This window comes from Paucibacter sp. XJ19-41 (assembly GCF_028462495.1).
Lineage (GTDB): Bacteria > Pseudomonadota > Gammaproteobacteria > Burkholderiales > Burkholderiaceae_C > Roseateles_E.
This window is the reverse complement of the sequence record NZ_JAQOWX010000174.1, coordinates 1-8,379: the sequence shown is the minus strand read 5'-3', so window position 1 is coordinate 8,379 and position 8,379 is coordinate 1. Positions and strand designations below refer to the sequence as shown.

Genomic DNA, 8,379 nt, shown 5'->3' with positions numbered 1-8,379 from the left:
ACGGGGAGGGGCCGCGGCTGCTGTCCGCGCTGCTCTTGCTGGGCCTGCTGGCCGGCGTGCTGCCGCTGGCCGGCATGCACAACGCGACGGCGCAGGCCGGCTTGGCGGCAAGCGCAGTCCCTGCCAGCGCCGGCCCTCACTTGCCCGCCGACCTGGCGCTGGCCTCCAGCCATGCGCTGGTGCTGGATGCCGATTCCGGCGAGGTGCTGCTGGCGCGCAACGCGCAGCAGGCGGTGCCGATTGCCTCGATCAGCAAGCTGATGACGGCTCTGGTGGTGCTGGACGCGGGGCAGGACCTGCAGCAGCAGCTGAGCGTCTCGCGCGAGGATGTGCGGGCCAGCCCCTTCAGCAGCGCGTCGCTGCGGCCGGGCCAGCGGCTGAGCCGCGAGGCGGCCCTGACCCTGATGCTGCAGGCCTCCGACAACCGCGCCGCCCAGCTGCTGGCGCGCCACTATCCGGGCGGCCTGGCCGCCTTCGAACAGGCCACGCAGGACAAGGCCGGCAGCCTGGGTCTGCAGACGGCGGAGCTACGCCACCCGACCGGTGTGCCGTCCAGCAGCCGGGCCAGCGCCGCCGATGTGGCCCGTCTGCTCGAGGCCGCCGCCAGCGAGCCGCTGATACGGCAAGCCGCCGGCGCGGCGCGGGCCCGCGTGCTGGTCGATGGCAAGCCGATCGAATCCCTCCACAGCAATCCGCTGGTCGGCGCCCCCGGCTGGCCCATGCTGCTGGCCAAGACCGGCTTCACACAGGCGGCCGGGCGCTGCGTGGCCCTGCAGATGCACCTGCAGGGACGGCGGCTGAGCGTGGTGCTGCTGGGGGCGCCGGACGCCGCGCAGCGCGAGGCCGATCTGCAGCGCATCCGCGCTGCGCTGCAGGGCTGAGCCAAGAACATCTACCCCATGGAATCAATACCGATGAACACCCTCTCTCGCCGCCAACTCTTGCTGCAGGCCGGCGCCTCCTCGCTGCTGCTGGGCGGCCTGCCCGGCGTCGCCAATGCCGTGGTGACGGCCCATGCCCCCTTTGCCGCGCTGGAACAGAAGGCCGGTGGCCGGCTCGGCGTGGCCGTGCTGGACTGTGCCGATGGCGCGCTGATCGGCCATCGCTGGCAGGAGCGCTTTGCGCTGTGCTCCACCTTCAAGCTGCCGCTGGCCGGCGTGGTGCTGCGCGAGGCCGACCAGGGCCGGCTGCAGCTCGATCGGCCGCTGCGCTACGGGCCGGCCGATATGGTGCCTCATGCACCGGTGACGGGCCGGCATCTGGCCAGCGGCAGCATGAGCATTGCCGCGCTGGCCGAGGCCACGCAGACCACCAGCGACAACGTCGCCGCCAATCTGCTGCTGCGCGAGCTCGGCGGCCCGGCCGGCCTGACGGCCAGGCTGCGCGAGCTGGGCGATGGCGAGACCCGGGTGGACCGCTACGAGCCACAGATGAATGTGGTCGATGTGGTCCACGCCGGCGAGCTCAGGGACACCAGCACGCCGCTGGCGATGGCCCGCACGACCGACCGGCTCTTGAATTCCGACTGGCTGGCGCCGGCCTCGCGCGAGCGGTTGGCCCAGTGGATGATCGCGACCGACACCGGCCTGAAGCGCCTGCGCGCCGGCTTCCCGGCCGGCTGGAAGGCTGGCGACAAGACCGGCACCTTCATGGGCCCGGGCGTGGATGACAAGTACAACGATGTCGCGATCGCCTGGCCGCCGGGGCGGCCGCCGCTGATCGTGTCGGCCTACTACGAAGGCCCGGGCCGGCACGACCATATGCGCGACCAGGACCAGGCGGTGCTGGCCGAGGTCGGACGGCTGGCGGCGGCCTGGTGGCTCTCGCGCCAGCCGCGCTGAACCCTCAGCGCAAGGTCCGGTTGAACAGCGCCAGCGTGCGCGCCCAGGCCTGCTGCGCCGCGCTGGCATCAAACCGCGGCGTGGTGTCGTTGTTGAAGCCATGCTGCGTGCCGGCGTACTTGAAGGCCTCGTGCTTGGTGCCGGCGCTTTTCAGTGCGGCCTCGTAGGCGGGCCAGGCGGCGTTGATGCGCTCGTCGTTCTCGGCAAAGATGATCAGCAGCTCGGCCTTGATCTGGCCCACCTGTTCGGCCGGCGCCGGCGCGCCATAAAAGGCCGCGCCGGCCTGCAGCTCGGGCAGCCGGGTGGCCAGGAAGTTGACCATGCCGCCGCCATAGCAGAAGCCCACCGCGCCGAGCTTGCCATTGCCACCGGTGACGCCGCGCGCGAAGCCGGCGGCCGCGACGAAGTCCTCGCGTGTCTTGGCCTGGTCGAGCTTGGCGAACTGTTCGCGGGCCTTGTCCTCGTCGCCCGGATAGCCGCCCAGCGGGAACAGCGCATCGGGCGCGACCGCGATGAAGCCGTCCAGCGCCAGGCGCCGCGCGATGTCCTCGATATGCGGGTTCAGGCCGCGGTTCTCATGAATCACCAGCACCACCGGCAGCGGGCCCGGCGCCTGGGCCGGCCGCGTCACATAGGCGCGCACCTTGCCATAGCCGGCCGGCGACGCGAACTCGACGAACTCGGCCTTGACCCGCGCATCGCCCGGCGCCACCTTCTGCGCCTGCGCGAAGTCCGGGCTCAGCGCCGCCAGCAGCGCCGCCGCCGTCGTGCCGCTGGCCAGCGCGAAGCGCGCCGCCCGGTCCAGAAAGCCGCGGCGGTCGATGTCGCCATGCACGTACTGGTCGAACAGGCACCACAGCTCGGGGTCGAACTGGCTGGGGTCGATGACGGGCGCGGTTGCTGACGCTGATGCTTGTGGATTCATGGAAAACCTCCGCGAGTTGACGACAGGATGAGCGAGGCTGCGTTTTACACCGCCCGGCCGGACGGCGTGAGTCCCGGGGTTTCCCGCAGGCGGCCGGGCGGCGGCAGCGCATCGAGCGGGCTGCGCACGGCGGCGCCGCCGAGCCTGAGCACATGCGTGTAGATCATGGTCGTGGCGACGTCGGCATGGCCCAGCAACTCCTGAACCGTGCGGATGTCGTAGCCGGCCTGCAGCAGATGGGTCGCGAACGCATGACGCAGGGTGTGCGGCGTGGCCGGTTTGGTGATGCTGGCGGCGACCACTGCCCGTTTGAATGCACGCTGGAAGGTCTGGTCGTACAGATGATGCCGCCTGACCACGCCACTGCGGGGATCGGTGGACAGATGGTCTTGCGGGAAGACCCAGAACCACGCCCAGCTGTGCCCTGCTCTGGGGTACTTGCGCTCCAGTGCATGCGGCATCTCCACGCCGCTCTGGCCGGACGCAGCATCGGCGGCCCAGCGCCGGTGCGCATCAGCGAGCTGGGTGCGCAGCTCGGCATGCAGGGTCTGCGGCAGCATCACCACGCGGTCCTTGCCGCCCTTGCCCGAGCGCACGATCAGCGCCTGGTGCTCGAAGTCCAGATCCTTCACGCGCAGTTGCAGGGCCTCGCTGATGCGCAGCCCGGTGCCATAGAGCAGCTTGGCCAGCAGCAGATGCTCGCTGCCGCCATCGGCAGCAGCAGCCGCCGCCGCCGCCATCTGCGCGAACAAGGCCTGCACTTCTTCGACCGACAAGACCACCGGCAGGCGCCGCTGCGTCTGCGGCCGGCCGATCTCGGCCATCCAGGGCAGGCTCAGGCCGAGCACCTTGCCATAGAGAAAGAGCAGGGCGGACAGCGCCTGCCTGTGGGTGGACGGTGCCAGGCCGCGATCGGCGGCCAGATAGGATAGAAAAGCCTCCACCTCGGCCCCGCCCATCTCGGCCGGGTGGCGCAGGCCGTGCCAGCGCACGAAGGCGCGATACCAGAACACATAGGCCTCCTCGGTGCGCCGGCTGTAGTGCAGATAACGTATGCGTTCACGCAACTGGTCCAGCAGCTTGGTCGACCGCAGCGGCGGCAGGGCCACCGCCGCCCCGTGCGCCGCCGGCCTCAGGGTTTTNACGCAACTGGTCCAGCAGCTTGGTCGACCGCAGCGGCGGCAGGGCCACCGCCGCCCCGTGCGCCGCCGGCCTCAGGGTTTTGCGCGCTGGCAATGACCCGGGTGATGATGGCAACATATAAGCTCCAAGCCCCGGCGCCGAGAAAAGAAGACGCACAAACAAGCCGCCGGACTTGCAGGAAATTTAGTACTGTATTTACATACAGTCAAAGGGGGAAAATGAAATCACAGCAAAGACTTGGGCGGCATCCGCTGCCCGATGTTATTCAGCACGTCCCGGCGTTAGGGCGCAGTGCCTGTCTCCCTACAACACGTTGAACTAAACCGCTGACGCGGTGGCTGCCACCGCCGGCGGTCACCGCGTTTTGCATGGGGCGCAGTACTTGCGCCAAGCGAATGACGGGAGAAGTCTGCGAGCTGGGGAATGTTCCCCGGCTCCAGGAGACTGTCATGACACCACTGCGGCAGCAAATGCTCGATGCGATGGTGGTGCGCGGCATGGCCGCGCGCACGCAAGAGACCTATGTGGATTCGCTGGCCCGGATGGCGCGTTACTTCAAGCGCAGCCCCGCCGAGCTGACAGCCAAGGAGATCGAGTCCTACATGGTCTACCTGGTCAAGGAACGCAAGCTCTCCTTCTCCAGCGTGAACCACGTGGCTGCGGCCAGCCGCTTCTTGTTCACCCACGTGCTGAGCCTGCCCGAACAGGGCCAGCGGATGCTGCCGCCGGTGGCGCGAGCGCCGCACAAGCGCCCTGAATTGCTGTCGCGCGATCAACTGTCTCAGCTGTTCTCGCATTGCACGAACCCGGTGATGCGCATGCTGATGCAGACGCTGTATGCCTGCGGCCTGCGAATCACCGAAGGCTGCCAACTCCGCGCGTGCGACATCGACAGCGCGCGTGACCGCATGTGCGTGCGCATCGTCGCCGGCAAGGGGGCGGCCGACCGCTACACGCTGCTGAGCCCGACCCTGCTGGTCCTGCTGCGCGAGCACTGCCGGCGCTATCGCTGCCATCAGAAGGCCCCGGGCTGGCTGTTTGCCAACACCGACACCGGCCAGCCGCTGAGCACCTCCGGCGTTCAGCGCCACTACCAAGCCGCACGCCGCGCGGCCGGCATCCACAAGGCCGGCAGCACCCATGGCTTGAGGCACGCCTTTGCCACCCACCTGCTGGAATCAGGCGTGGACCTGCACACCATCTCCCGGCTGCTGGGGCACTCACACATCGAGACCACGAGCCGCTGCTACCTGCACCTGATCAGCCCACAGTTCAAGCCACCGCGCCTGGCTGACCCGTTGGATCTGCTCGCCGCACTGCCACCGGCGCCGTTCGTGCCGCCGAACCACTGAGCTCGCTTCACCGAGAACGTTGGTGGCCACCCTGGCCGACGTGCTGCAGCAGTGCGGCGCAGCCTATGTGCAGGCGCCCGCGCTGAGCACCCAGCAAGCCAAAGCCTGGCGGGCCATCTGCGCCTGCCGAACGTCGGCGCTGGGCGGGCAGCGCCTGGCCTGCAGCCATTGCGGGCACAGCCACTGGCACTTCCACTCCTGCCGCAACCGACACTGCCCCCAGTGCGGAGCCCGAGCCAAGGATCGATGGTTGCAAGGCCGCTTGGCTGAAGTGCTGCAGGTCCCTTACGCGCATCTGGTCTTCACGCTGCCGCACCAGCTCAACGGTCTGTATCGCCACCAACCCCGCTGGCTCATTGACACGCTGTTCGCCAGTGTGGCCGCGACACTGGGCGAGTTCGCCGCCAATGCACGCTGGATGGGCGTTGAGAACGGGCAGCCCGCCTTCAGTCTCGTGCTGCACACTTGGACCCAGGACTTGCGCCAGCATCTGCACCTGCATGCGGTAATGGCCTGCGGCGTGCTCGCGCCCAACGGGCATTGGCAAGTCCCCGCGCGCAAACCCGACTTCCTCTTCCCGGTGCGCGCGCTGTCACGGGTGTACCGCGGCAAGTTCATCGCGAAGCTGCGAGACTTGGCCGAGCGGCATCCGCAGAATGCCGACACCGTGTTCAGTCAGGCGGGGCGCCAGGCGCTGTACCGGCACGACTGGGTGGTCTACGCCAAGACCCCCCTGGCCGGACCGGCACAAGTGCTCGATTACCTGAGCCGCTACACCCACCGCACGGCCATCGGCAACGAGCGCATCAAGACCATCAGTCCTGCGGGCGAGGTCGTCTTCAGCGTGCGGGCGGACGAGCATGGCGGCAAGCGCGTGCTCAAGCTGCAGGGGAGCGAGTTTGTGCGGCGCTTCCTGCTGCATGTGCTGCCGGCCGGCATCAAACGCATCCGTCACTACGGGGTGCTGGCCAACGGCTGCAAGAAAACGCAGTTGCGGCAAGCACGGCAGGCCCTTGCGCAGCCGGCACCGAATCCGCCCGCGCTGGAAGCGGCACGGGCGTTCGTGCAGCGTGTCAGCAAGTTGGACTTCTTGTGCTGTCCTCAGTGCAAGGTCGGGATGCTGCGGGCCGTGCAGACGCTGGCTGGGCAGCGATACCTGCCGGCGCCAGGGCAGTCGGTTTGCGCAGACCGGAACGACGCCCTGCACGTGCAGGCACGAGGGCCGCCATGAGCACACAGATGAATCTCCATACGTGCTGCTTCAGGACCGTTGGCTGGGCTTGCGGGGACAGGTCTTGCCGCTCGGATGTCGCTGGCCGCACAGCGCCATGTGGCAGAGCGACGGGCCGAGCCAAACGATCCCCCCAAAGGGGTGGAAAGGGCAATTCCGCAGCCTCGCAGCGGGCCGCCCGCCCATAATTGGCTGCATGGCCTCGTCAGATTCGATCAAATCCCCCACAGCCAGCGGCATCGCCCTGGGCGGTTCAGTTCAACACGGTTTATCTGCCGCCGGCCACGATCGGCCGGGTTGCCTGCGCCTTGGGGCGGCAGATAAACGCTGACTGTTAGGACTATGAACACTACCAACGAGTACAAATACCTTTGGGACGGCTCTGAACCTGGCTGGGCACTTGCCTATATATATCGCCAGTGCATAAAAATTTCCCTGAACTTTGGTGGCACTGGACCTAGCTTAAAGGAAATAAAATCGCTCCGAGCAATAATCCCCGAGTATGGTGAGCTGCCAGCAACGGAGGTTCTTACAAAGTTGCGTACGCACACCTCACTTGATCTAGGAGAATTCGAGCCTGTCGAAGGTCGTCGTATTTCAGATGCCTTCCGCAAACAAGGCCTCACAGTAGAGGCTTTCACCGAAGACAGATCTGGCTACTTGCCGATTAATGAGCTAACGAATGTTGCGTTGATTATTGAAGACGACGAAATTAGCAGACAGGTATGTGCAGAAGCACTCCGCCTTGGGCTTCCTGTAAGACATATAGAGGCATAAAGTGCGCCAAGAACTGGCTCTTGTGGTGCGTCCTAACAACTGGTTCAAGTCGTTCGCTTCGCTCACTCGGGACCGGCTAAAGCCGGCCCCTTAACCAAACGTTATGCAGCAGGCTAAACAGAACTCCATCGCTGGCTTCAGGCCGGGCTTGCGCGGCGAGCGTGCCGAGCAGGCAACCTTGTCGTTCGCGGCGAAGTCGGGCGAGTGCGTTGCGGTGCCAGGTCTTGCTAGCGCTCAGGGTCCGGATTCGCGCCGCGCTGTGGGTGCGGCTAGTCCAGCAAGCCCGCTCGCCTCAGCCTTCGGCGGCTTTCAGCTTCGGCAGCGCTGCGCTGCCTCCATCGCCGTGCCTTCGAGTAGCGAGGCTGGGCATAACCGGTCGCTGCAGCGGACGGCTTCGCCGCCCGCTGAGCTTTCACGTTATGCAGCAGGCTAGACAGAACTTCATCGCTGACTTCAGGCCGGGCTTGCGCGGCGGGCCTGCCGAGCAGGCGGCCTTGGCGCTCGCGGCGAAGTCTGGCGAGTGCGTTGCGGTGCCAGGTCTTGCTAGCGCTCAGGGTTCGGGTTAGCGCCGCGCCGTGGTTGCGGCTAGTCCAGCAAGCCCGCTCGCCTCAGCCTTCGGCGGCTGTCAGCTTCGTCAGCACGTCGCTGCCTCCCTCGCCGTGCCGTCGAGTCGCGGGGCTCGGCATAACCAGTCGCTGCAGCGGACGGCTTCGCCGCCCGCTGAGCTTTCACGTTAGGCATCTATGGCGACAGCATCGGATTCGATCTATCGAGCGGGCATTGCTTTCGTCGCGACCAGCATGACAACCTTCGCAGTTGGCATGTGGCTCGCGCGTGCGTACATTTGCCAGCCACATGGGCCGATAGCATTCGCTGCAAGCTTTGTCTTCTGTGCCATGGCCTTGCTGGCCTTCATCATTGTGGCCGTTCAGCGGCGCTCACTTCGGGCTGCTGGTGCTGTTCTTTCTGTCGGCTTGCTTGGTGCCGTACTGGCGTTCGCAAGCGTCGGAACAACATTGCCGGGCTGCTCTGGTGTGTGAGATGCCTAACCAGTCGCTCGAGCCGACTCCCCTCGGCATGCCTCGGGTCGCGGCTCAGCTTCAACGTTGA

Annotated in this window: 8 protein-coding genes; 6 read left to right on the top strand and 2 right to left on the bottom strand. The window is 66.9% G+C overall.

Annotation, left to right across the window (positions count from 1 at the left end; translation table 11 throughout):
* Window positions 1-881 (top strand): D-alanyl-D-alanine carboxypeptidase family protein (locus PO768_RS26760; RefSeq protein WP_272648489.1); only part of this gene is annotated, 881 nt, incomplete at its 5' end.
* 33 nt (window positions 882-914) lie between these two features.
* Window positions 915-1,841, top strand: coding sequence for a class A beta-lactamase (gene bla, locus PO768_RS26755; protein WP_272648488.1), 927 nt, complete (start codon window positions 915-917; stop codon window positions 1,839-1,841).
* A gap of 4 nt (window positions 1,842-1,845) precedes the next feature.
* Here the strand turns inward: bla and PO768_RS26750 are convergent, their stop codons facing one another.
* Window positions 1,846-2,766 (bottom strand): dienelactone hydrolase family protein, encoded by a 921-nt coding sequence (locus tag PO768_RS26750; RefSeq protein ID WP_272648487.1) that lies wholly within the window; start codon window positions 2,764-2,766, stop codon window positions 1,846-1,848.
* A gap of 44 nt (window positions 2,767-2,810) precedes the next feature.
* Window positions 2,811-3,875, bottom strand: a complete 1,065-nt coding sequence (locus PO768_RS26745; protein ID WP_272648486.1) for an integron integrase — start codon at window positions 3,873-3,875, stop codon at window positions 2,811-2,813.
* Between the two features lie 483 nt (window positions 3,876-4,358).
* Between PO768_RS26745 and PO768_RS26740 the strand changes: the two genes are divergently transcribed.
* The 4 genes from PO768_RS26740 (at window position 4,359) to PO768_RS26725 (ending at window position 8,309) form a co-directional block, all read left to right on the top strand.
* The gene (locus tag PO768_RS26740; protein WP_272648485.1) at window positions 4,359-5,261 is read left to right on the top strand and encodes a tyrosine-type recombinase/integrase; all 903 of its coding nucleotides are present in this window, start codon (window positions 4,359-4,361) and stop codon (window positions 5,259-5,261) included.
* A gap of 22 nt (window positions 5,262-5,283) precedes the next feature.
* Complete coding sequence (locus PO768_RS26735) at window positions 5,284-6,492, top strand: IS91 family transposase (protein WP_272648484.1); 1,209 nt, start codon at window positions 5,284-5,286, stop codon at window positions 6,490-6,492.
* Window positions 6,493-6,834: 342 nt separating this feature from the next.
* Complete coding sequence (locus PO768_RS26730) at window positions 6,835-7,269, top strand: hypothetical protein (RefSeq protein ID WP_272648483.1); 435 nt, start codon at window positions 6,835-6,837, stop codon at window positions 7,267-7,269.
* Between the two features lie 743 nt (window positions 7,270-8,012).
* Window positions 8,013-8,309 carry a hypothetical protein gene (locus tag PO768_RS26725; RefSeq protein ID WP_272648482.1) on the top strand — a complete coding sequence of 99 codons (297 nt, stop codon included), beginning with the start codon at window positions 8,013-8,015 and terminating at the stop codon, window positions 8,307-8,309.
* Window positions 8,310-8,379: the final 70 nt, after the last annotated feature.

Bases quoted from the DNA above. Each gene is read 5' to 3' on its own strand.
- bla (WP_272648488.1), top strand. From the start codon at position 915: ATGAACACCCTCTCTCGCCGCCAACTCTTGCTGCAGGCCGGCGCCTCC.
- PO768_RS26740 (WP_272648485.1), top strand. From the start codon at position 4,359: ATGACACCACTGCGGCAGCAAATGCTCGATGCGATGGTGGTGCGCGGC.
- PO768_RS26730 (WP_272648483.1), top strand. From the start codon at position 6,835: ATGAACACTACCAACGAGTACAAATACCTTTGGGACGGCTCTGAACCT.
- PO768_RS26725 (WP_272648482.1), top strand. From the start codon at position 8,013: ATGGCGACAGCATCGGATTCGATCTATCGAGCGGGCATTGCTTTCGTC.
- PO768_RS26750 (WP_272648487.1), bottom strand. From the start codon at position 2,766: ATGAATCCACAAGCATCAGCGTCAGCAACCGCGCCCGTCATCGACCCC.